This window comes from Rhodococcus sp. RD6.2 (assembly GCF_001040705.1).
GTDB lineage: Bacteria > Actinomycetota > Actinomycetes > Mycobacteriales > Mycobacteriaceae > Rhodococcus_G.
This window is the reverse complement of sequence record NZ_CVQP01000007.1, coordinates 215,924-237,817: the sequence shown is the minus strand read 5'-3', so window position 1 is coordinate 237,817 and position 21,894 is coordinate 215,924. Positions and strand designations below refer to the sequence as shown.

Below are 21,894 nucleotides of genomic sequence, written 5' to 3'. Positions count from 1 at the left end.
GGGTCGACTCAGGGTGTCGCGGTGACCTGGCCGTTGCCACTGGCCGAGCCGGCGGCATGCGCGGGCAGCTTGGGGAACTTGCTCGCCGGGTCCTCGCCCTCGTCGTACACGGTCTGGGGCGGCCCGATGAGCTGCGCGTCCGGTCGTCCGACGATCCGGGTGTCCTTGCCGGTGTAGTCGAAACGCGCGAGCACCCAGCGCATCGCCTCGAGACGGGCCCGCTTCTTGTCGTTCGACTTCACGATCGTCCACGGCGCATGGGGAGTGTCCGTGTAGAACAGCATGTTCTCCTTGGCCTCGGTGTAGGCGTCCCACTTGTCGAGGCTGGCGAGGTCGGTCGGCGAGAGCTTCCACTGCTTGACCGGGTCGGTGCTGCGGGCGACGAATCGTGCGTGCTGCTCCTCCCGCCCGACGGAGAACCAGAACTTGATCAGGTGAATTCCGGACTGGACGAGCATCCGCTCGAATTCCGGTGCGGAGCGGGTGAATTCGAGGTACTCCGTGGGCGTGCAGTAGCCCATGACCCGTTCGACGCCTGCCCGGTTGTACCAGGACCGGTCCATCAGCACGATCTCGCCGCCCGCGGGCAGATGCGCGACGTACCGCTGGAAATACCACTGCGTGCGTTCCCGTTCGGTCGGCTTCTCGAGAGCCATGACGCGAGCGCCACGAGGATTGAGGTGCTCGGTGAACCGCTTGATGGCGCCACCCTTGCCGGCCGCGTCGCGTCCCTCGAAGATGATGACGATCTTCTCGTCGTTCTCCTTCACCCATGCCTGCAGCTTGAGCAGCTCGATCTGCAGCGCCCGCTTCCGGTGCTCGTACTGACGCCGGGTCATCTTCTTGTCGTACGGGTAGCCGTGCCGCCACGGGGCGTCGGGGCTGTCGTCGGGGCGCGTGCGTCCGGACTTGCGGAGAAGCTCGCCGATCTCGTCGATCTCCGGGGTCACGTCGATGGTTTCGGGACTGGCCAGTTCGAAACTGCCCGGCCCCCGCCCGTCACCCTGCCGACCGTCGTGCGACTGCCCGTGCTGATGATCGCTCACCTTTTCGAGCCTACCGCCGCGACGGCGGGCCGTCAGGTTTCATACAGCGGCGGGCCGTCAGGTTTCATACAGCGACGGGCCGTCAGGTTTCGTACAGCGGCGGGCCCGTCAGGTTTCGGACACTGGCAGGCCGTCAGGACTCCAACGCGGGTGAGGACGCCTGCGCCCAGAACCGCTTCGGGATGCGTCCGGCGTTCCGCGCCAACCGTCCCGCCGTCACGGCGGAGGCCATCGCGGACGCCATCAACGCCGGATCCTTCGCCCGTGTCACGGCGGTCGCCAGCAGTACGGCGTCACAGCCGAGCTCCATCGCGAGTGCCGCGTCACTGGCCGTGCCGATGCCCGCATCGAGGATCACCGGCACTCCGGCGGCATCGACGATCATCTCGATGTTGTGCGGATTGCAGATCCCGAGCCCGGTCCCGATCGGCGCACCCAGCGGCATGACGGCCGCGCATCCGACGTCCTCGAGCCGCTTCGCCAGCACCGGGTCATCGGTGGTGTACGGCAGCACGGTGAAGCCGTCGTCGACGAGTTGCTCTGCGGCAGAAACCAGTTCGATGGCGTCTGGCAGCAGTGTCCGGTCATCGGCGATGACCTCGAGCTTGACCCAGTTGGTCTCCAACGCCTCGCGCGCGAGCTGCGCGGTCAGGACCGCCTCGGCGGCGCCTCGGCACCCGGCGGTGTTCGGCAGCAGTGCGATCCCGAGGCGGCGCAGCAGGTCGAGGACGCCGGTGCCGCCGACGGCGTCGACGCGGCGCATCGCGACGGTCGTCAGTTCGGTGCCCGACGCGACGAGCGCCTCCTCCAGCACCGCCAGGTTCGCGGCCCCGCCGGTACCCATGATGAGGCGCGACCCGAACTGCCTGCCCTCGATCGTCAACACGTCAGCCGCCACCACGTCAGCCACCCTGCACCGCGGTGAGAATCTCGATTTCCCAACCCTTTTCGACCGGACTGTCCCACGACGTCCGGGGGAACACCGCGCCGTCCACGGCGACGGCGATGCCCTTCTCCGGCAACCCGAGGTGCGCCAGCAGCTGCGCCACCGTCAACGCCTCGGACAGCTGATGGTCCTCACCGTTGACGGTGATCCCGATGTTCACGCTGTTCGTCATCCCATCCTCATTCGTGTGTCGGTCGCTGCCGTCCCGAAACGCTCGGGCTTACAGGCCTCCGCCTCCGGCAGCGGACTGCCGGACAGTTCCGCGACCACCGCGTCCGCCGACAGTGGCGTCAGCAGGATCCCGTTACGCCCGTGGCCTGCGGCGACCACGATCTTCTCCGACACCCGTCCGAGGATCGGCAGGTTGTCGGGGCTCATGGGTCGCAGCCCGGCGGTGGTCTCGTGCAGTTCGTACTCGCCGAGGCTCGGCATCAGGGCCTGAGCGTCGAGAATCAGGTCGCGGACCCCGGCGACGGTGACCGCGGTGTCCTCACCGGACTCGTGCTGGGTCGCCCCGACGACGAGACCGTTGCCGCGGGGAACGAGGTAGACGGGCCTGCCGTGGACGCTGGCGCGGATGGTGCGCGACGGCGCGGGCGCGACACCGGGGCGGTGACGCAGTCGCAGCACCTCACCCTTGACCGGTCGCACGGGCAGACCGGGCCGCAGTCGCGCGGACGCCGTACCGGCGGCGACCACCACCCGGTCGGCGGCCAGACCGTCCGGATCGGTGACGGCCTCGGCGACGAATCGGACCCCGGCCGCCTCCCCGGCCGACCGCAACGCCCGGACGAGCGCGCGATTGTCGACGGCGAACTCCGCCTCCGCCAGCAGGCCGAGCCGGATCGTCGGTGCCAGCGCCGGTTCCAGTGCCCGGACCTGGGGACGCGTCAGCAGGTCGAGGTGGTACCCACGCCCGTCCAGCCAGTCGGCGACCGTTCGCAGGTCTGCGGCATCCGCTCCGTCGAGGGCCACCGTCATCGAACTCTGCGAGGTGAACAGCGTCTCCCCCGTCGCCCGCTCCAACTCGGCACCGAAGTCCGGCCATCTGTCCAGCGACGCCGCACCGACCGTGAGAACCGCGTCCTCCCCCGGCCAGCCCTCGGACAGCGGGGCGAGCATGCCGCCCGCGACCCACGACGCCCCGGACCCGACCCGCGGGTCGTACACCGTGACCGTCCATCCGGCCTGCGCCGCACGCCACGCGATCGACAATCCGATCACGCCGCCGCCGACGACCGCGACGGTTCCGCTCATCACTCCACCTCACTCCCTGCGCCGGCATGATCCGGGTCAGGTCTGACGGTCGGGGCCCGCGGGCCCCCTCTCAGCCCCGCGTTCGCCGGGACTCCCGTGTCACATCTGATGCCTCAGAGACTACCTTTGGACGCGTGCCCACCTCGCATGCCGGTCAACGACCCACACCGCGCGAACGCCTCGCCACGGCGCGCTTGTACCTCTGCACCGACGCCCGGCGTGAACGCGGCGACCTGGCGAAGTTCGCCGATGCCGCACTGTCCGGCGGAGTCGACATCATCCAGCTCCGGGACAAGGGCTCGGCAGGCGAACGCCAGTTCGGCCGGATCGAGGCGAAGGAAGAACTCGCGGCTCTCGCCGAGCTTGCCGCCGTGTGCCGCCGCCACGGCGCGCTCCTCGCCGTCAACGACCGCGCCGACCTCGCGCTCGCGGCGGGCGCCGACGTCCTGCACCTCGGCCAGGGCGACCTCCCGGTGCACTACGCGCGCCGGATCGTCGGCCCCGACGTCGTGATCGGCCGGTCCACGGGCAGCCGCGCGCAGGCGCAACTCGCCGCCATCGAGGACGGCGTCGACTACTTCGCCACCGGCCCGGTGTGGGCCACCCCGACGAAGCCCGGCCGCACGGCCGCGAGCCTCGACCTGGTCCGGCAGGTTGCCGAGTCGCAACCGACGATGCCGTGGTTCGCGATCGGCGGTATCGACGAGCAGCGACTCCCGGAGGTCCTGGACGCGGGCGCGACCCGCATCTGCGTCGTGCGCGCGATCACCGAGGCCCGCGACCCGCAGGCCGCGGCCCGTCGACTCGCCGACGCCCTCGACCGCAACATCGCCGCGAGCAGCTGACACCTGCCCTGGTTCCCTGATGTCACATCGGGTCACTTGACGACCCCCGATGTCACATCAGGGAACCGAGGGTGGAGCCCGGAGCGTCAGCCCAACCAGGACAGGACGGTCGACGGCGCGAGGCGCAGCACCGATTCGGGGAGCCGGGCCTGCAGGCCGCGATCGGCGGTGACCACCGCCGTCAATTCGGCAACGACTTCGGTGAGCGTCGCCGAGTGCGATCTCGCCGACGCCAGCTCGGCGAGGGCGTCGTCGCCGCTGCCGGACGCGAGGTGGACGGGCACCCGCGCGTCGACCGCGACGGCGTCCACCGCCTGACCTTCGAGAACCGCTTCGACGCGGGGTAGCCAGCCGAAGCCGCCGCCGGGGAGTTCGATGGTGCGGGGCAGGGTTGCTGCGAGGTCGGCGAGGAGGCGTCCCGTTGCTCCTGCACGGTCCCGCCACCAGCCGTCGGGACGCGATCCGAGGACGTTCGCGGTGTCGAGGAGCAGCCGGACGGGTGTCGCGCGCAGGCCCGGCCAGCTCGCAGCGAAGCCGGGATGCAGCGGGAGGTCGGTGACCTGGTCTTCAGGGACCCAGCGCAGCTCGGTGCTCTCCCCGTTGGGGACGGTGGCCAGCGCGGTCGCGGCGTCCGCGACGACCGTCGTGTAGGTCCAGGGCCCGCTGGTCGCGTGCGCGGTGACGCGTTCGGCGCGGACCTGGACATGGTCGACCGCGATACCTGCTTCCTCGCCTGCCTCGCGGATCGCGGCGTGGGTGGTGGTCTCGTGGGAGTCGCGGGCGCCGCCGGGCAACGCCCAGGTTCCGCCCTGATGACTCCACGCCGCGCGATGCTGCAGCAGCACTGCCGATCCGCCGCCCGGCGCCGGTGCGCGGAGCAGCAGTCCGGCGGCGCCGTGACGCCCCCAGTAGCGGCTGCCGTCATCGCTTTCGGCCCAACCGTCCCCGTCACCGCGCATCGACTTCGCCCACCTGCCCCGTGTTCCGACTGCCACGCGCACGGCCGGAGGACCGGACACGGGACGAGTCACGTGCCCTCGAAGATAACCAGTCGTTCGACCCGAAGCGCGGGTACTGCTTATATGCTGCCCCCTGTCCGACGTTCGAGCCAGGTTCGAAGGGATGCGCGGTGGTAGTTCGGGTGGCCCCGTCGACGCGTCCGCGCGGCGTCGGGACGGCAGCCGACCCGGTCGGTGCGCGTGCACGGAGGCGTGCCCTCGTGCGGACCACTCCCGCGCAGATCACCGCGGTCGGCATCGGGTTGATCGTGATCGCGATCGTGTCGGGTGCCGTGGCCGCCGCGCAGGTGACGGACCGGGAGCGGACGCTCGACACCCTGCACAGCGAAGTCGAGCCGCTCGCCCACGCGGCCCAGGACATCTACAGCTCGCTCTCCATCGCGGACGCCGCCGCGACGACCGCGTTCCTGGCGGGTGGGATCGAGCCAGCGGAGGTCCGCGACCGGTACACCCTTTCCATCAGCGACGCCTCCGCCGATCTGGTCGATGCCGCCGCGGGTATCGACGAGTCCGACACCACCTCGCACGACCTGCTGGCCCGACTGTCGGTCGGTGTCCCGATCTACACGGGACTGATCGAGACGGCCCGCGTCAACAACAGGAGCGGGCAGCCGGTCGGGTCGGCGTACCTGAGCGAGGCGTCGTCGATGATGCAGTCGACGCTGCTGCCGCTGGCGGAGCAGTTGCACACGGTGCAGGCGGCGCGGGTGGTGCAGATGCAGGCGGAGTTCGCGACGCCGCCGTGGCTGGCGATCGCACTGCTGATGGTGACGTTCGTGGCGTTGGTGGTCGCGCAACTGTTGTTGGCGAAGTGGACGCGACGACGCCTCAACGCCGGCCTGATCCTGGCATCGGTGGCGGTCGCGGCGTCGCTGGCGTGGCTGGTGATCGCGGGACTGTTGTCGGCGGCGTCCACCGCCCGCGCTCTCGACGCGGGCGCGCGGCCGCTGGCCGAGCTGACGACAGGCCGCATCATCACGCAGCAGGCCCGCGCCGACGAGACCCTCGGATTGGTACGTCGTGATTTCTCGGGCCGCTACGACGAGCAGTTCCAGCAGCGCCTCACCGACCTGGACGCACTGCTGGAAGGCGTCGCACGAGGGAGTCTGCGGGCGGGCGCCGACGAGGTCGCGGTGGCGGATCGGGCGCAGGAAGCCTGGTCGGAGGCGCACCGGCGGTTGATGACGCTGCTCGACCGCGGCGACTGGGACGGGGCCGTCTCGGTCGCTGTCGGGCCTGCCGGTGGGTCTGCAATCCAGTACGCAACGGCTGACGCCTATCTCACGCACGCGATCGACGAGACGCGGTCGGAACTGCGGTCCGGGGTCGCGCGCGCGGTGGACACGTTGACGGGACTGGCAACGGGGACGATCGCGTTGGCGGCACTCGCCGTCGCAGGCATCGCGGCGGGTCTGTGGCCCCGACTGCGGGAGTACCAGTGATCGCGCGCCGGCTCGTCGCGGCCGCTTCCACGCGCCGGCTCATCGCGGCCGCTTCCACGCGCCGGCTCATCGCGGCGATGATCGCGGCGGCGGCGGTGTGTGCCGGATGTACGACCACGAACGACGACATGCCGGACGCACCGGGATCGCTTCTGGTGCAGCCCCCACTCCCGTCCGGGGCAACCATGGCACCGCCGGCACCCGTGACGACACCGGCGCCCACCTGTGGTGATCCGACCGCGAGCCTGCGGCCGCTGCCCACGGGTTCCACGGTTCCGACACCTGCGGTCGATCGCATCCGCGAACGGGGGCGGCTGGTCGTCGGGCTCGACACGAGCAGCAACCTGTTCAGTTTCCGCGACCCGGCATCGGGGTCCATCGTGGGTTTCGACGTCGACATCGCCCGCGAGGTGGCCCGTGACCTGTTCGGTGATGCGGACCGGATCGAGTACCACATCCTCACCTCCGCGGACCGCGTCGAGTCCCTGGTCGACCGGTCCGTGGACATCGTCGCCAAGACGATGACGATCAACTGCGAACGGCGGGAGAAGGTGGCGTTCTCCACCGTGTATTTCGAGGCGGGGCAACGGGTCCTCGTGTCGAAGGGCTCCGGCATCCGGGGCATGGAGGATCTCGCGGACCGGTGGGTGTGCGCGGTCGCGGGGACGACGAACATGCATCGCCTGCAGGAGCTCGCGCCGAACGCCAGGGTGCTGTCGGTGCCGAACTGGGCGGACTGCCTGGTGGTCATGCAGCAACGCCAGGTCGACGCGGTGACCTCGGACGACTCGATCCTCGCGGGCTTGGCCGCCCAGGACCCGAACCTGGAGTTGGTGGGGCCGCCGGTGAGTGACGAACCGTACGGGATCGGCGTCAACAAGTCCGACTCCGATCTGGTTCGCCAGGTGAACGCCACCCTCGATCGGATCCGCGCCGACGGCACGTGGCAGCGCATCCACGACCGATGGCTGACGCCACTCGGACCCGCCCCCGCGCCGCCGACTCCCCACTACGAGGACTGACGTGGCCGACAAGGAACCCGAGGACGACCCGTCCGCCACCCCGGACAACGACCCGTCCGCCACCAGAGCCGCGAAGCCGACCGCGCCGGCCGCCGCACCGACGACGCCGTCGGAGTCGGAGTCGGGACGCATCTCGGGGCGTCGCAGTCGATCTCAGCGCTCCCGGGGAACGGTGCGACGCCGGATCGGCGCGGGCCTGGTCGAGGTTCCCGCGGTCGCCAGTCCTGATCCGGCGACGGTGGTGATGGCGAATCCCGTTGTCGTCGTGGACAAACGCTACTGCTGGAAGTGCGGGACAGCAGTTGGCCGCGGCGGACTCGAGGACGCCTCGGGAACCTGTCCGACATGTGGCGCCGGCTTCGACTTCACTCCGCGACTCGCGAAGGGCGACATCGTCGCCGGCCAGTACGAGGTGCAGGGCTGCATCGCGCACGGCGGCCTCGGGTGGATCTACCTGGCGATCGACCGGAACGTCAGTGACCGCTGGGTGGTGTTGAAGGGACTGCTGCATGCGGGCGACTCCGACGCGCAGGCGGTCGCACTGGCGGAACGGCAGTTCCTCGCCGAGGTCGAGCATCCGAGCATCGTGAGGATCTACAACTTCGTCGAGCATCCGCAATCCGACGGCAGCACTGTCGGTTTCATCGTGATGGAGTACGTCGGCGGGCACTCGCTGCGGGACCTGCTTCGTGCCCGAGCGAAACGCGACCGACTTCCGGTCGAGCAGGCCGTGGCCTACGTGCTCGAGGTACTGCCCGCACTCGAACATCTGCACTCCATCGGTCTGGCGTACAACGATCTCAAGCCCGAGAACATCATGATCACCGATGACCAGGTCAAGCTGATCGACCTCGGAGCGGTCGCGGGCCTGGAGGACTTCGGATACCTCTATGGCACTCCGGGGTACCAGGCTCCCGAGATCCTGCGCACCGGGCCGACGGTCGCCAGCGACATCTACACGGTCGGGCGCACGCTCGCCGCACTGTGCCTGACCCTGCCGTCGGAGAAGGGACGGTATCGCGCGGGGATCCCGGATCCGGAGGACGCGCCCGCGCTCGCCGAGTACGAGTCGCTGTACCGGTTCCTGCTGCGCGCCACCGACAGCGAGCCGGAGCGACGCTTCGCGGACACCGCGACGACCGCGGGTCAGTTGACGGGCGTGCTCCGCGAGGTCCTCGCCAAGCAGACGGGGGACGAACGGCCCGGCATGTCCGAGGTGTTCAGCCCCGGACGAACAGTCTTCGGCACCGACTGGGCGGTGCGCGGCACCGACGTCTACGCCGACGGACGCCGTCACGAGGAAGTGGTCTCCGCGCGCGACATCGTTGCGGCACTGTCGGTTCCACTGGTCGATCCGACCGATCCCAGTTCGGGACTGATTGCGGCGACGGTTCATGCGGAACCCGAGCAGACCCTCGACGCCATCCGGCTCGCCCGCGCGAAGGGGCTCGATATCGGCGTCGCGGGGACCCCGGGACACACCACGGAGATCGCGTTCGCCGAAGCCCGCGCGCTCCTCGATCTCGGTGATCCTGAGGCGGCGGGACACGTCCTCGACACGGTTGCCCTGCCGAAGGGCGGGAACTGGCGTGTCGACTGGTACCGCGGGATGGTCGCGCTGCTCGGCGGCGAGTACGAGGCCGCGATGACCAACTTCGACGCGACCCTCGCCGCGCTGCCAGGGGAAATCGCGCCGAAACTCGCTCTCGCGGCGACGGCGGAACTGATCCTGCAGGACTGGCACACCGACGATCCCGAACAGTGGCGGGCCTTCGCAGAGAAGTACTACCGAATCGTGTGGCGCACCGATCGCGGCGTGGTGAGTGCCGCGTTCGGGCTGTCGCGGCAACTCGCGGATCGTGGCGACATCGCGGGCGCGGTCCTCGCGCTCGACCAGATACCGGCGACGTCGCGACTGTACGCGACGGCCCAGATGACGGCGGCGTTGACGCGGCTGTCGGGGGTTCCGATCCCAGACCTGGACGAGGCGGCGCTACGCGATGCGGCCCGTCGCATCGAGCGACTGCCGCCCGAGGAGGGACGCGTGCCCCAGATGCGTGCGGTCGTCCTGGGCACGGCGCTGGACTGGGTGCGGTCCGGACACACCGCCGACCTCACCGCAGGCCCGATCCTCGGTGCCGAGTTCACCGAGCACGGACTGCGGACGGGCACCGAAGCGGCGCTGCGGACGCTGGCGCGCAACACGTCCGACCCGCGGCACCGCAACGAACTCGTCGATCTCGCCAACCGCGTCCGCCCCCGCACCTGGTGGTAGGCACCTCCGGGTGCCGTGCGCCGTTGTCGTGGTTGGAACTACACGATCGGCGCACCTGCGCGAAGCGCCTGCTGCGCGATCGCGAATTCCTCGTTGGTGGGGACGACGAGAACGGTCACCGCGGACGCGTCCGTGGAGATGACACGGGCCTCACGACTGCGTGCGGCATTGCGGTCGGCGTCGATCTCGATGCCCAGTCGCTCCAGACCTGCGAGTGCGTCGGCGCGGACCGGGGCGGAGTTCTCGCCGACACCAGCGGTGAAGGTGATGACGTCGACTCCGCCGAGCGACAGCAGGTAGGCACCGATGTACTTGCGCAGCCTGTGGATGTAGACGTCGTAGGCCAGTGCCGCGTCCACGTCGCCCTCGTCGATGAGACGGCGCAGCTCCCGGAAGTCGTTGACCCCGCACAGTCCTTTGAGCCCGGACCTGCGGTTGAGGAGGTCGTCGATGGCGTCGACGTCGAGTCCGGCGCTGCGCCGCAGGTGCATCACGAGGCCGGGATCGATGTCACCGCTGCGGGTACCCATCACGAGCCCCTCCAGCGGAGTGAGTCCCATCGAGGTGTCGACGGCGCGGCCCCCGGCGATCGCGGACGCCGACGCCCCGTTCCCGAGGTGCAGGACGATCTGGTTCAGCTCACCGATGTCGCGGCCGAGGAACTCGGCGACCCGGCCCGACACGTACTGGTGAGACGTACCGTGAAAGCCGTAGCGTCGCACGTCGTGTGCCTTCGCCACCTCGGCATCGATGGCATACGTACGGGCCTTAGCAGGCAGCGTGTGGAAGAAGGCCGTGTCGAACACCGCGACGTGCGGGACGTTCGGCAACACCGCCATCGCGCTCTCGATTCCGAGGACGTTCGCCGGATTGTGCAGGGGCGCAAGGGATGAGAGCCGCCGGATCTCGGCGAGCACGTCGGGGGTGATGACGGTCGGTTCGTAGAAGACCTCCCCACCGTGCACGACACGATGCCCGACCGCCGCGATGCCCACGGTCGCCAGGTCCGTCCCGTCCTCGGCGAACATCTCGAACGCCAGGCGCAGTCCGTCGCCGTGGTCGCCGATCGGACCCCGACGCTCGCGGTCGACGCCGTCGTGATGGTGGGTGATCCGACCGTCGGGCTCCCCGATCCGCTCGACCAGGCCCGACGCAATCGCCACTCCGGTGACCGGGTCGACGAGTTGGTATTTCACCGACGAGGAACCCGAATTGACGACGAGCACGGAATCTTTCACGACTACCACTCCTTCTCGGCGATGCCCTGCGCCTGGATCGCGGTGATCGCGACGGTGTTGACGATGTCCTGGACGAGTGCGCCCCGAGAAAGGTCGTTGACGGGTTTGTTCAGTCCCTGCAGGACCGGTCCGACGGCGATCGCGCCTGCGCTGCGCTGCACCGCCTTGTACGTGTTGTTGCCGGTGTTCAGATCCGGGAACACGAACACCGTCGCCCGTCCCGCGACCAGGGAGTCGGGCAGTTTCGCGTCGGCGACGGCCGGCTCGATCGCCGCGTCGTACTGAATCGGCCCTTCCACCAGCAGGTCCGGACGCCGTTTGCGAACGAGTGCTGTGGCCGTCCGCACCTTGTCCACCTCGATGCCCGCGCCGGAGTCGCCCGTCGAGTACGAGAGCATCGCGATGCGCGGGTCGATTCCGAACCGGGCGGCGGTTGCTGCCGAGGAGATCGCGATGTCGGCGAGTTGCTCGGCGGTCGGATCGGGCACGACGGCGCAGTCACCATAGGCGAGAACACGATCGGCGAGACACATCAGGAAGATGCTCGACACCGTCGCCACGCCGGGCTCGGTCTTGATGATCTCGAACGACGGCCTGATCGTGTGCGCCGTCGTGTGGGCGGCACCCGACACCATGCCGTCGGCGATTCCCATGTGCACCATCATCGTTCCGAAATAGGAGACGTCCGCCATCACCTCGCGGGCCCGCTCGACCGTCATGCCCTTGTGCGCACGGAGCTGGGTGTACTCGACCGCGAACCGCTCGGAGTGCTCACAGTCGAATGGATCGAGCACGGCCGCGTCATCGAGGTCCACGCCGAGTTCGGCGGCGCGGCGCCGGACCGCCGCCTCGTCTCCGAGGATGGTCAGGTCGGCCACCTTCCGCTGCAGCAGCCGACCCGCCGCTCGCAGCACCCGGTCGTCGTCGCCTTCGGGCAGCACGATGTGCTTGCGGTCGGCGCGTGCGCGCTCGATCAGCTGGTACTCGAACATCTGCGGTGTGACCACCTCGGGCCGCTCGACTTGCAGCCAGGCGAGCAGATCCGCGGATTCGACCCGCTGCTCCATCAGGCTCAGCGCGGTGTCCACCTTGCGCTGTGATCCGACCGCGACCCTTCCCCTGATCTTCGACGCCGCGGATGCCGTGTCGAAGGTGCCGAGGTCGGTGGTGAGGATCGGCAGGCTCGGACGCAGGCCCGCCATCAGCTTCGCTATCGCCGGATGCGGAAGCAGGCCACCGTTCATGATGATCCCGGCGAGCGACGGGAAGCCCTCCGCCTCGTGCGCGTTGACGACGGCGAGCAGAACGTCCGAACGGTCGGCAGGCGCGATCACGATCATGCCGTCGACGAGCCGCTCGAGAATGTGCTCGGCGGTCATGCCGCCGACCATCACCTCCAACGCCTCCCGCTGCAGCAGTTCGGCGTCCCCGCTGTACACCTGGCCTCCGATGGCCTTCTGCAGCTCCGCCACCGTCGGCGCCACCAGCAGCGGCACCTCCGGAAGGGTCCGGACGGGCACCCCGAGCGGAGCGACCGCAGCGGCCACCGCGTCGAGGTCGGCCGGTTCGCAGCGGTTCACGACTATCCCGAGGAGATGCGCGTGCCGGGATCGCAGCTCCGCGGCGCACATCTGTCCGAGCTGGTAAACCTCGTCGGGGGTGCGGCGGGCGCCCCGCAGCGCCAGTAGCACCGGGGCGTCCAGGTTGACCGCGATCCGCGCGTTGAACTCCAGTTCACTGGGGCTGGCGACGTCGGTGTAGTCGCTGCCGACGATCACGACGGCATCGCATTCCGCCGCGACCACGTGGTAGCGCGCCACGATCTCCGCGATCGCGAGTTCGGGGTCGGCGTGAACGTCGTCGTAGGTGACGCCGATGCACTGCTCGTAGCCGAGATCGACGGTGGTGTGCTCGAGGAGCAACTCCAGGATGTAGTCGGGCTCGTCGGTGGATCGGGCGATCGGCCGGAACACCCCCACCCGCGCCGTCGAGCCGCAGAGCATCTGCAGCAGCCCCAGCGCGATCGTGGACTTTCCGGTGTCCCCCTCAGGCGAGGCGACGTAGATGCTCGAGACTGCCGACGCTCCGGTTGCCATGACGTCAGACTAGTGGGGAGGGGAGGCGGAGCCTCCGAAGCCTGCCCGGCTCTGTGTGCCCGGCCACAGCTCCGGGCACCCGCCCGGTCGAGCGAATCGAGTAGTCGACTACGCGTGCCGGCCGCGGACCGGACCGGCAAGGTGATCCGCAGAACCCGATCGGCGAACCGCCAGGACGGACAGCCGTTCGCAGCCGATCGGGGCCGTCCCACGAGGTGATCGCTCATGCGAACCGTGTCTCGGCGGACGCCGAGCCTGGCAAGTCAATCCCTGCGATTGGTGTGGACCGGTGCGTTCGCACTGCTGCTGGCCGTGCCCGCCGCGGCAACGGCCGCGACGGGCGGCACGAGCGAACCGTCCGTCGCCACGTCCCTCCAACTCCGAACCAGTGAGGCCGCGGTGGGCGAGCATGTCGACCTGACCGCAACGTGCGCTGAGGGCGTTGACGGGCACATGTCGGCGGTTGACGTCAACGGCGTGACAGTGTCGTTGACCAATCCCATTGCGAGCGGCAGGCACAGGTTCGACTCCGGGTTCACGGTTCCGGACATCACGGGTGGCGTGCACCCCGTGACCACAACCTGCGGCGGGACGGCTTTCTTGACCGTTCTCGGAGAGATACCGGACCCGGTGCTCACTCTCGCCCCGAAGTCGGGGCCGCCGGGCACCACGATTTCGTTGTATGCGACGGAGCTGCCCACGTGCGCCGAGCCCTGGTACGTCCTGGTCGACGGACAGCAGATGACGACGGCCGAACAGTCCGGATCGACCCTTGCCACCGAACTGGCCGTTCCTGACGACGCGGATGCGGGTGAACACGCGGTCCAGCTCGAATGCCCGGAGCCGAGCGTCCTGGTGGAAAGTACGTTCACCGTCACCGGGACTGGGGCGGACCCAGTCCTCTCGCTCGACCCGCGACAGGGACGGCGTGACACCCCGGTATCGCTGTCCGCGACGGGCCTGCCCCGTTGCGCCGAATCCTGGAACGTCTTGTTCGACGGCCAAGCGATCGCGACTGCCGAACAGTCCGGACCGAACCTCGCCGCCGAATTGACCGTTCCGAATGACGCGGACACGGGCCAACGGACGGTTCTGCTTGAATGCCCCGAGCCGGGCGCCGAGGTTGAGGCATCGTTCACCGTCCTCGCGGCGGGCGGAAACGGCGGCGGCAACGGGAACAACGGCGGAAACAACAGCGGCGGCAACGGGAACAACGGCGGCGGCAGCGGGAACAACAGCAGCAGCGGCGGCGGCGGGAACAACAGCGGCAGCAGCGGCGAAAACAACAGCGCGCAGGAGCAGGGCACCGGCTCACCGATCATGCTCGTCACCGCTGCCGCCGTGGCAGCCGCCGCCATCGCAGGCGCCCTACTTCTCAACCGGAAACGGCAGGCCAGAAATCGGATGGACGGCCACATTGACGTCGAACCGCTGATGCCGCCTCCGTCCATCACGGTCGATCCGCCTGCCGGCGACGGCGGCGCGCATTCGATCCAACTCGACGCACGAACCGACACCGGATACAGGACCAGCGAGGTGGAACACCATGACGACGAACGCAATGACGACAGCTGACGTCCCGTCTCGGACGACCCTGCGGGCCGCCGCCTTCGGGGACGAGCCCGACGCGGTCCTCACGGACCGGATGACACCCCTCGTCCCGGCACGGGGTCTGGCGTCCGGGCAGCTGACGGGGAGGCGTGCGGTGTCCCGAACGGCGTTGCGGCTGATCGACAGCCGAATCCTCGCGACCTCGCTCCGCTTCCTGGATCAGCCTCCGTGTCCGCTGCTGCTGTCCGGACTCACCCGATTCCAGGCCCTCACGAGGGCAGCACGCGACACACTGTCCGCGCCGGGACGTCAGGTGGTGGTGTCGCTGGTCGAGCCCTATCGCGTCACGTCCAGACATCGCCCCGAGGTCGCGGTGATCCTCGACGGCAACGAGATCGCGCACGTGCCGTTCGACCTCGTCGTCACCTTCGCCATGTGCGAGACGTCGCTCGCGGTTCGGCGGGGTGCTATCGAGGCCGTCGACTGCGCTGCCGGGGCACTGACGGTGTCCCTCGCGCTGGCCGACGGTGAACGACTCCTGCACCGAACGGCGAAGTTTCCGGTACGGCAGGAAGTTCGACCGCCGATGCGGATTCCGCTTCCGGAGGGCCGGACCTGCCGATCAGCGCCGCGCTCGTAGCGACTCCGCCAGCCCGTTGCGGTCGGCGGCGTCGAGTTTCGTGCAGGCGCGGTAGATGTGCCCCTCGACGGTGCGCACGGACACGACCAGGCGATCGGCGATCTCCCGGTTCGACAGCCCGACCGCGACCATCGAGGCGATCTCACGCTCGCGGCTGGTCAGTGGCAGCGGCCGGGCTGCCTCGAGAATCGCGGGTGTCGAGGCGTGGTCCGCCTTCTGCGCAAGGGAGTTCGCAATCGCCGCGGCGTCCAGCGAATCGCGTCTGCGGTCGGCGTTCGAGTAGGCGACAGCGGCCTGCGCGGCTGCATCGGCGGCGTCGAGGAGCGCACCGCCTCTCTCGAATTCACCGGCGATCCTTGCCAGTTCGTCGCCGTCACCGGATTCGAAGGCGGCCGCCTGCGCGGCGGCGAGGGGGACGAAAACGCCGTCACACGTGGCGGCGAGTTCCGCGAGCCGAGGCGCCGTCGTCGCGTCCCCGAGCCTGGTCGCGAGGTGCAGTGCCACTGCCTCGACGGCGAACTGACCCGACTCGCATGCGGCGTCGGCGGCCGTGTGCGCCGCGGAGATGGCGCGGGACGTCTCGCCCTTCCCGGCCGCCTCCCAGGCCTTGCCGATCTCGAAGTACGGACCGAAGACCGCGACATGCCTGCCGAATCTCTCCTGTCCGGCAGCGAGGATCGCGGTCGCGTCGGAAACCCGGCCGAGCGCCGAATAGGCCTGCGCCAGATACGAATAGGCGGGAAAGGTCCAGGCAAGTGCGGAGCCGGTGTCTCCGACGGCCAGGGCCGCCATCGCCTGCTCCAGCCGTCGCGCCGCATCCGCGAACCGCCCGCTCGCGATGTCGACCGGCGCGTACAGAATGTTCGCCTGTCCCCAGCTCAGGTACTGCCCGGTCGCGGCGGCCTCGTCGAGGTACCGCTGCGCGCGCTGACGGGCCGCCTCGAGTTCACCGGTCAGCACCAACGCGAGTACCGGCCCCATCGCGGCCGGATAGCGGGTCAGACCGTCGACCTTGGTTCGCACCGCATCGCCTCGGGCCGCCAGCTCCGCCGCCCGGTTCCCGTGCCCACCGACGGCCAGCGCCAACGCCGCCGCGAAGATCCCCCACTCGTCGATCCACGGAGCGGTACCGGACTCCGCGAGAACGGCTTCCGCTTCGGCGAGGCCCTCGTCGATGCGGTTCTCGAACACGGTGCAGGTGGCGCCGACACCGCGCATCACCGCGACGCCGATCGGGTCCTTGACCCGCTGCTGGACCTGGTCGAGGACCACGTGTGCCGCATCGGCGTCACCGGCGGCCCAGAACAGGTTCGCGACGCGGGTAGCGCCCCATCGCACCAGTTGCCGCTCGTCCAGCGAGTCCGGGTCGAATCTCCGGAGCGCGGCATCCGCGTCCGCGGGACGTCCCTGCCACAGCTGCGCTCGGGCCAGGAGGTTCGCCGCGCGGAATCCTCCGTCCCTGTCCACTGCGGCCTGGGCAAGTCGTTCGCCGAGCGGCACGTTCGCGAAGGCGATCGCGTCCTTCGCGGCGGTCACGAGCAGGTCGACGTCGGGCGTCTGGTCGCTGTCGAGAGCCAGTTCCGCCAGCCTGATCCGGTCGCTGGGCGTGGCAGGGGGATTCGCCCGGAGGGCCTCGACCAGGTTGCCGCGCAGCCGACGTGCCGCGGCACGTCCGACCCGGCGCCGGACCACTTCACTGAACATGGGGTGGCTGAACCGCACCTCGATCTTCGGTCCGTCCTCGACGATCTGCACCAGTCCGCGCTGTTCCGCATCCTCGACCGCCTCCTCCCCGACGAGACCGTCGAGAGTGCCGAGTGCGAGGGGTTGGCAGAAGGTGAGCAGTTCCAGCACCCGGATCACGTCGTCCGGCAGGTGCTCGATGCGGTCCTCCAGAAGGGATGCCAGCTCCGAGGTGATCGCCGCCCGGCCCCGCAACTGCCACACCCCGCTCCGCTCGCGCAGTGTCCCCGCTTCGAGGGCTCCCTCGACGAGGTGGTGCAGGAACAGCGCGTTGCCGCCCGACGCCTCCCACATCAGCTTCGCGCTCAGACCTTCCAGCGGCGCGCCGAGCACCGATTCGATGAATGTCACGCTCTGGTCGCGAGTGAACGGTCGCAGTTCGAGCCGTCTCAGGTGCCCGTCCTTCCACAGAGACGTGACGGCATCCGGGGTGGACTCGCCACTGCGGACGGTCGCGACGATGTGCGCGACCCGGTCGATCGCCAGTTGGTGGAGGAACGTCGCGGAGAGGTGGTCGAGCAGGTGTGCGTCGTCGACGCCGATCACCACCTGCCCGGACGTTCCGAGGAGGGCTTCGCGTGCCGCGGCCATGAACGCAACGGGGTCGCGCGCGGTCGAGCTGCCGACGAGGTGGGCGAAGACCCCGAGCGGGATGCTGCGTGCGGACTCGGTGCCCGCGACCCAGCGGACTTCCCCGGGTATCGACTGGGTGGCAACCCGGGCGAGGGTGGTCTTGCCGACGCCGGCATCACCGGTGAGGACCACTCCGCACGCGCCGGTGGCAGACGTCAGGGCGGAGGTGAGCGCGTCGAACTCGTGCTGCCGCTGAATCAGCGGCCACGGCCGATCCATGGTCAGAATCCTATGCCCATCCGGGCCGGGTCGGCAGCCCGTTCGAGTTTGTGGCGCCCCGAGCAGGCGTCAGACCACCGACGGCCGATCGATCTCCGACACGTCGGCCGCGGCCTCCTCGAGACGCGAGAACAGCGCGTCGGGGCCCTCTCGGGAGGCGAATTCGAGTTCGGCATCGGTGATCGGCACGGCCTGCAGCCAGGTGGTGACGTCCTCTTCTCGGTCGACGAGGATTTCCAGGTCCGGCCAAATGAACGGAACGACCAGCAGCAGGTGCTTGGTGGTGCGCCCCGGGTCGGCCTCGTGCACGGCGTTGGGGACGATCGCGTTCGGGGTGACATGGAACGAACCGGACGCAAGTGCGAACGCGCACTGCGCGAGGACGTCGGCCAGTGCCCGATGGTCGGCGCGGCCGACGGTGACGAGTTCGGTACGGATGGGTCGGCCGTCATCGGTGGTGACGTTCGTCGGGTAGCGAGACAGGTCGAGGGTCGCGTACGAGGCGTAGCCGGGACCCGGGCACGCGTCGCCGATCGCGATCGACACCTCGTCCGGCTCCTCGCCGTCGGCGTCCTCGTCGACAGCTGCCCGGTACAGCACCACCTGCGGCATCGCCCCGAACACGATGCCGATGCGGCGGGCGGATTCGATGACGTCGTCGGTGGGTTCCATGTGACGAAAGCCTAGCGTCACGAATCTTCGGCGGCCCCGTCACCTGCGGGGGTCGGCAGGATGCCGTTCAGGACGATGTCGGTGAGAGCTGCGGCGACGTTCCCGATGTCCGACACCTCACGGATGCACGACGCGAAGATGGCTGCGCCGCCGAGGATGTCGAGGAGCACGTCGGCGTCGACGCCGCGACGGATCTCGCCGGCGTCGACGGCCGCGTCGAGCCGCCTGCGCAGTTCGTCGCGGACCCCGGTCAACTGGCGGTCGACGAGCACGTCGCGGAGTGCGTCGTCCGTGCGCAATTCGCCCATCAGACCTGGAACCGCCGCCCTGGTCGCCGGATTCGAGAACAGTGCCATCGCCCCGTACACCAGGTCGCGGACCTGGTCGGGCATCACCCCGTTGGTGCCGAGCTCGGCGTCGATGTCCGCGTCACGGTCGGTGTCGAGCACCGGGTAGACGGCATCGTTGACGATGTGGGCCTTCGACGGCCACCGCCGGTAGATCGCGGGACGACCGACACCCGCCCGGGTCGCGATCGCGTCGATGGAGGTGCCGCGGTAGCCCCGCTCGACGAGCAGTTGCCGTGCGGCGTCGAGTACCGCCGTGTCGATCGCCGGGTCGCGCTGTGGCCCGAGTCGGTGTTTCGACACCTGTTCGTGTGACATTTTCGCAAAACCTCGTACGCAGTGCGGTTGGTGCCGTTACATTCTGTCACGGTTCTAGTCATTACAGTCTGTAACGGCTTTGCCCCACGGTCTGTAGCGGCTTTGCCCCACGGTCTGTAGCGGCTTTGCCCCACATCGGCCTTGTCGCAGAGCGGCAACCCCACGAACAGCGCGCACCACCTACCAGGAGTGGTCATGACCCCCGACACCTCGGCCCCGCCATCCGACCCGGACTCGGCTCAACTGTCCGACCCGGACTTCGCCCAACTCGCCCGCCCAGGCGAGTCGCGAAAGGATCCGGAGCACCTGCGCATCCGACTACGGGACTGGCTCGAGTCCGTCCTCCCAGCCGACGCCACACCCGAGGTCACCTCGGTCGAGGTCCCCGCGGCGAACGGGATGTCGAACGAGACAATCCTTTTCAACGCCGAATGGACGGAATCGGGCATCCGCGCCGAGCACCGCCTCGTCGCCCGGATCGCGCCCGCCGACTCCGCGGTCCCCCTCTTCCCCACCTACGACCTGGACCGGCAGTACCGGGTGATGAGAACGGTTGCGGCGCACTCGCCCGTCCCTGTCCCGGCCGTCTACTGGTCCGAGACCTCCCCCGAGCCGCTCGGCGGCGCGTTCTTCGTCATGGGGCGACTCGACGGCGACGTCCCGCCGGACGTCATGCCCTACACGTTCGGTTCATGGCTCTCCGAGGCGCCGCCCGAGGCCCGCCGCCGGCTGCAGGACGCCTCGGTCCAGGTGCTCGCGGACCTGCACACGATCGACGCTCCGGATGACCGCTTCGCGCTGCTGCGCCCCGCCGGTCACGACCCCGACGCTCCACTGACCGCTGCCGCCGCGCTTCGCGCGCACATCCGGGACCAGCGGGACTACTACCGCTGGGCGACCGCGGACGGCCCACGCTCGCCGCTGATCGAGCGGGCTCTCGACTGGATCGAGACGAACATGCCGGAGCCCGCCGGGCCCGCGGTGCTGTGCTGGGGCGACTCGCGGATCGGCAACATCATGTACCGCGAGTTCGAGCCCGTCGCCGTCCTCGACTGGGAGATGGCCGCCCTCGGTCCACGCGAACTCGACCTCGGCTGGATGATCTATCTGCACCGCTTCTTCGACGATCTGGCCGCACTCGCCGGCCTGCCCGGCCTACCTGACCTCCTGCGCCCGGCGGACGTCGTCGCCCACTACTTCGACCGCACCGGCCACCACCCGCGGGACCTCGAGTTCCACACTCTGTACGCCGCCCTACGGCACGCGATCGTGATGTTCCGGGTACAGACCCGGACGATCGCGTTCGGGCAGGCGCCCGCCCCGGCCGACCCGGACGACATGATCCTGCACCGCGCCACGTTGACCGCGATGCTCGACGGCACGTACTGGCCGGGAATCGGAGTGCAGCCGTGAGCCTTTCCCCCCTCGACGACTACCCCGTCCACCAGATCGCCGAGACGATCCGTCACGTCGGCACCTCGGACCGCAATTTCTACGACCGCTACTACTTCAACTGCCACCCCGGGGTGGACGGCGACACCGAACCACTGTTCCTGATCGTCGGCCTGGGTCAGTACCCGAACCTCGGTGTGTGCGACGGGTTCGCGGTGCTGCGCCGCGGCGACGACCACATCGTCTTCCGGGCATCGCGTGCCCTCGGCGAGGACCGGATGGACCTGTCCGTCGGGCCGCTGCGAATCGAGGTGCTCGAGGGCTTGCACCGTCTTCGGGTCGTGCTCGACCCGAGCGCGCAGGCACCCGATCTGTCCTTCGACCTGACGTTCACCTCCGATGTCCCGGCGAATCTCGAAGCCCGGCACTTCCACCGACAACTCGAGCGGGTCACCTTCGACACCCAGCGGTTCGTGCAGACCGGGTCGTGGCAGGGGACGCTCTCCGTCAACGACGTCGTCCACGACGTCACCGCGGACCGGTGGCGCGGCAACCGCGATCGGTCGTGGGGGGTCCGTCCCATCGGCGAACCGGAACCTCCTGGGCGACGGGCGGATCCGTCCATCGCGGGGACACAGAACTTCTTCTGGATCTACGCGATCATGCAATTCGACGACTTCTCCGTGATCACCGTCATTCAGGAGGACACGGAGGGCAGGCGCATCGTCGAGGACGCCACCCGCGTGTGGGCTGACCGGACTCGCCAGCCGCAGTGGCTCGGCCGACCCGAGCACGAACTGCGCTTCGTCCCGGGCACCCGCGAAGTGTCCACATCGACACTGCGGTTCCGTCGCCCCGGCGAGCCCGGCGGCCCCGACGAGATCGTCACCGTCACGTGCGAACCGGTGCTGCCGCACTACCTGGGCGTGGGCACGGGGTACGGCCTCGAGCAGGACTGGCGGCACGGCATGTGGCAGGGCGACCTCGTCGTCCAGGGTCTGCGCGAGAAGGTCTCCGAGATCGAATCGTGGAAGAAGATCCTCTGCCCCGTCGACAACCTCGCCCGCTTCACCCTGTCCGAAGGTTCCGACACCTACACCGGCGCAGGCCTGTTCGAGATCGGCGTCATCGGCCCGCACCGTCGCTACGGCTTCACCGGCCTCGCCGACGTCACTCCCTGATCGTCCACAGCT

Annotated in this window: 18 protein-coding genes and 1 riboswitch; of the genes, 8 read left to right on the top strand and 10 right to left on the bottom strand. The window is 69.4% G+C overall.

Annotated elements, in window-relative coordinates:
• Positions 1-8: 8 nt before the first annotated feature.
• The 4 genes from ppk2 to thiO all read right to left on the bottom strand — a co-directional run bounded on the left by ppk2 (position 9) and on the right by thiO (position 3,249).
• Complete coding sequence (ppk2, locus tag RHCRD62_RS14780) at positions 9-974, bottom strand: polyphosphate kinase 2 (RefSeq protein ID WP_050065823.1); 966 nt, start codon at positions 972-974, stop codon at positions 9-11.
• 205 nt (positions 975-1,179) lie between these two features.
• The gene (locus RHCRD62_RS14775) at positions 1,180-1,944 is read right to left on the bottom strand and encodes a thiazole synthase (protein WP_283235437.1); all 765 of its coding nucleotides are present in this window, start codon (positions 1,942-1,944) and stop codon (positions 1,180-1,182) included.
• Positions 1,945-1,948: 4 nt separating this feature from the next.
• On the bottom strand, positions 1,949-2,164 hold the full coding sequence (gene thiS / locus RHCRD62_RS14770) for a sulfur carrier protein ThiS (protein WP_050065483.1): 216 nt from the start codon (positions 2,162-2,164) through the stop codon (positions 1,949-1,951).
• Entirely contained in the window at positions 2,161-3,249 is a 1,089-nt protein-coding gene (gene thiO / locus RHCRD62_RS14765) for a glycine oxidase ThiO (protein ID WP_050065482.1), read from the bottom strand. The genes thiS and thiO overlap by 4 nt, the downstream gene beginning before the upstream one ends.
• Positions 3,246-3,357, bottom strand: a riboswitch (TPP riboswitch). It overlaps the preceding gene by 4 nt.
• Positions 3,358-3,383: 26 nt before the next feature.
• Between thiO and thiE the strand changes: the two genes are divergently transcribed.
• Positions 3,384-4,094, top strand: a complete 711-nt coding sequence (gene thiE, locus RHCRD62_RS14760) for a thiamine phosphate synthase (protein ID WP_050065481.1) — start codon at positions 3,384-3,386, stop codon at positions 4,092-4,094.
• A gap of 86 nt (positions 4,095-4,180) precedes the next feature.
• Here thiE and RHCRD62_RS14755 read toward each other — a convergent pair whose 3' ends face one another.
• Entirely contained in the window at positions 4,181-5,053 is an 873-nt protein-coding gene (locus RHCRD62_RS14755) for an NUDIX hydrolase (protein ID WP_050065821.1), read from the bottom strand.
• A gap of 260 nt (positions 5,054-5,313) precedes the next feature.
• Here RHCRD62_RS14755 and RHCRD62_RS14750 point away from each other — a divergent pair, with 260 nt between their 5' ends.
• The 3 genes from RHCRD62_RS14750 (at position 5,314) to RHCRD62_RS14740 (ending at position 9,852) form a co-directional block, all read left to right on the top strand.
• On the top strand, positions 5,314-6,555 hold the full coding sequence (locus RHCRD62_RS14750) for a hypothetical protein (protein WP_157050938.1): 1,242 nt from the start codon (positions 5,314-5,316) through the stop codon (positions 6,553-6,555).
• A 77-nt stretch (positions 6,556-6,632) separates the two neighbouring features.
• Positions 6,633-7,577, top strand: coding sequence for a glutamate ABC transporter substrate-binding protein (locus RHCRD62_RS14745; RefSeq protein ID WP_050065820.1), 945 nt, complete (start codon positions 6,633-6,635; stop codon positions 7,575-7,577).
• 1 nt (position 7,578) lies between these two features.
• On the top strand, positions 7,579-9,852 hold the full coding sequence (locus tag RHCRD62_RS14740) for a serine/threonine-protein kinase (RefSeq protein WP_050065479.1): 2,274 nt from the start codon (positions 7,579-7,581) through the stop codon (positions 9,850-9,852).
• A 38-nt stretch (positions 9,853-9,890) separates the two neighbouring features.
• On the opposite strand, the gene RHCRD62_RS14735 is transcribed toward RHCRD62_RS14740, so the two are convergent.
• Together RHCRD62_RS14735 and pta are read right to left on the bottom strand one after the other, a co-directional pair.
• Entirely contained in the window at positions 9,891-11,090 is a 1,200-nt protein-coding gene (locus tag RHCRD62_RS14735; RefSeq protein WP_084734280.1) for an acetate kinase, read from the bottom strand.
• Positions 11,091-11,092: 2 nt separating this feature from the next.
• On the bottom strand, positions 11,093-13,186 hold the full coding sequence (pta, locus tag RHCRD62_RS14730) for a phosphate acetyltransferase (protein ID WP_050065477.1): 2,094 nt from the start codon (positions 13,184-13,186) through the stop codon (positions 11,093-11,095).
• Positions 13,187-13,411: 225 nt separating this feature from the next.
• Here pta and RHCRD62_RS25895 point away from each other — a divergent pair, with 225 nt between their 5' ends.
• Positions 13,412-14,761 (top strand): hypothetical protein, encoded by a 1,350-nt coding sequence (locus RHCRD62_RS25895; RefSeq protein WP_157050937.1) that lies wholly within the window; start codon positions 13,412-13,414, stop codon positions 14,759-14,761.
• Positions 14,733-15,377 carry a hypothetical protein gene (locus RHCRD62_RS14720; protein WP_157050936.1) on the top strand — a complete coding sequence of 215 codons (645 nt, stop codon included), beginning with the start codon at positions 14,733-14,735 and terminating at the stop codon, positions 15,375-15,377. Before RHCRD62_RS25895 ends, RHCRD62_RS14720 begins: the two co-directional genes overlap by 29 nt.
• On the opposite strand, the gene RHCRD62_RS14715 is transcribed toward RHCRD62_RS14720, so the two are convergent.
• The 3 genes from RHCRD62_RS14715 to RHCRD62_RS14705 all read right to left on the bottom strand — a co-directional run bounded on the left by RHCRD62_RS14715 (position 15,360) and on the right by RHCRD62_RS14705 (position 19,309).
• Entirely contained in the window at positions 15,360-17,972 is a 2,613-nt protein-coding gene (locus tag RHCRD62_RS14715; RefSeq protein ID WP_050065474.1) for a LuxR C-terminal-related transcriptional regulator, read from the bottom strand. The genes RHCRD62_RS14720 and RHCRD62_RS14715 overlap by 18 nt on opposite strands.
• Before the next feature lie 69 nt (positions 17,973-18,041).
• Positions 18,042-18,644, bottom strand: coding sequence for a suppressor of fused domain protein (locus RHCRD62_RS14710; RefSeq protein WP_050065473.1), 603 nt, complete (start codon positions 18,642-18,644; stop codon positions 18,042-18,044).
• Between the two features lie 17 nt (positions 18,645-18,661).
• Positions 18,662-19,309 (bottom strand): TetR/AcrR family transcriptional regulator, encoded by a 648-nt coding sequence (locus RHCRD62_RS14705; RefSeq protein ID WP_050065472.1) that lies wholly within the window; start codon positions 19,307-19,309, stop codon positions 18,662-18,664.
• Positions 19,310-19,504: 195 nt separating this feature from the next.
• Here RHCRD62_RS14705 and RHCRD62_RS14700 point away from each other — a divergent pair, with 195 nt between their 5' ends.
• Both RHCRD62_RS14700 and RHCRD62_RS14695 read left to right on the top strand, forming a co-directional pair.
• Entirely contained in the window at positions 19,505-20,722 is a 1,218-nt protein-coding gene (locus tag RHCRD62_RS14700; RefSeq protein WP_050065819.1) for a phosphotransferase family protein, read from the top strand.
• The gene (locus tag RHCRD62_RS14695; protein ID WP_050065471.1) at positions 20,719-21,882 is read left to right on the top strand and encodes an Rv3169 family protein; all 1,164 of its coding nucleotides are present in this window, start codon (positions 20,719-20,721) and stop codon (positions 21,880-21,882) included. The genes RHCRD62_RS14700 and RHCRD62_RS14695 overlap by 4 nt, the downstream gene beginning before the upstream one ends.
• Positions 21,883-21,894: the final 12 nt, after the last annotated feature.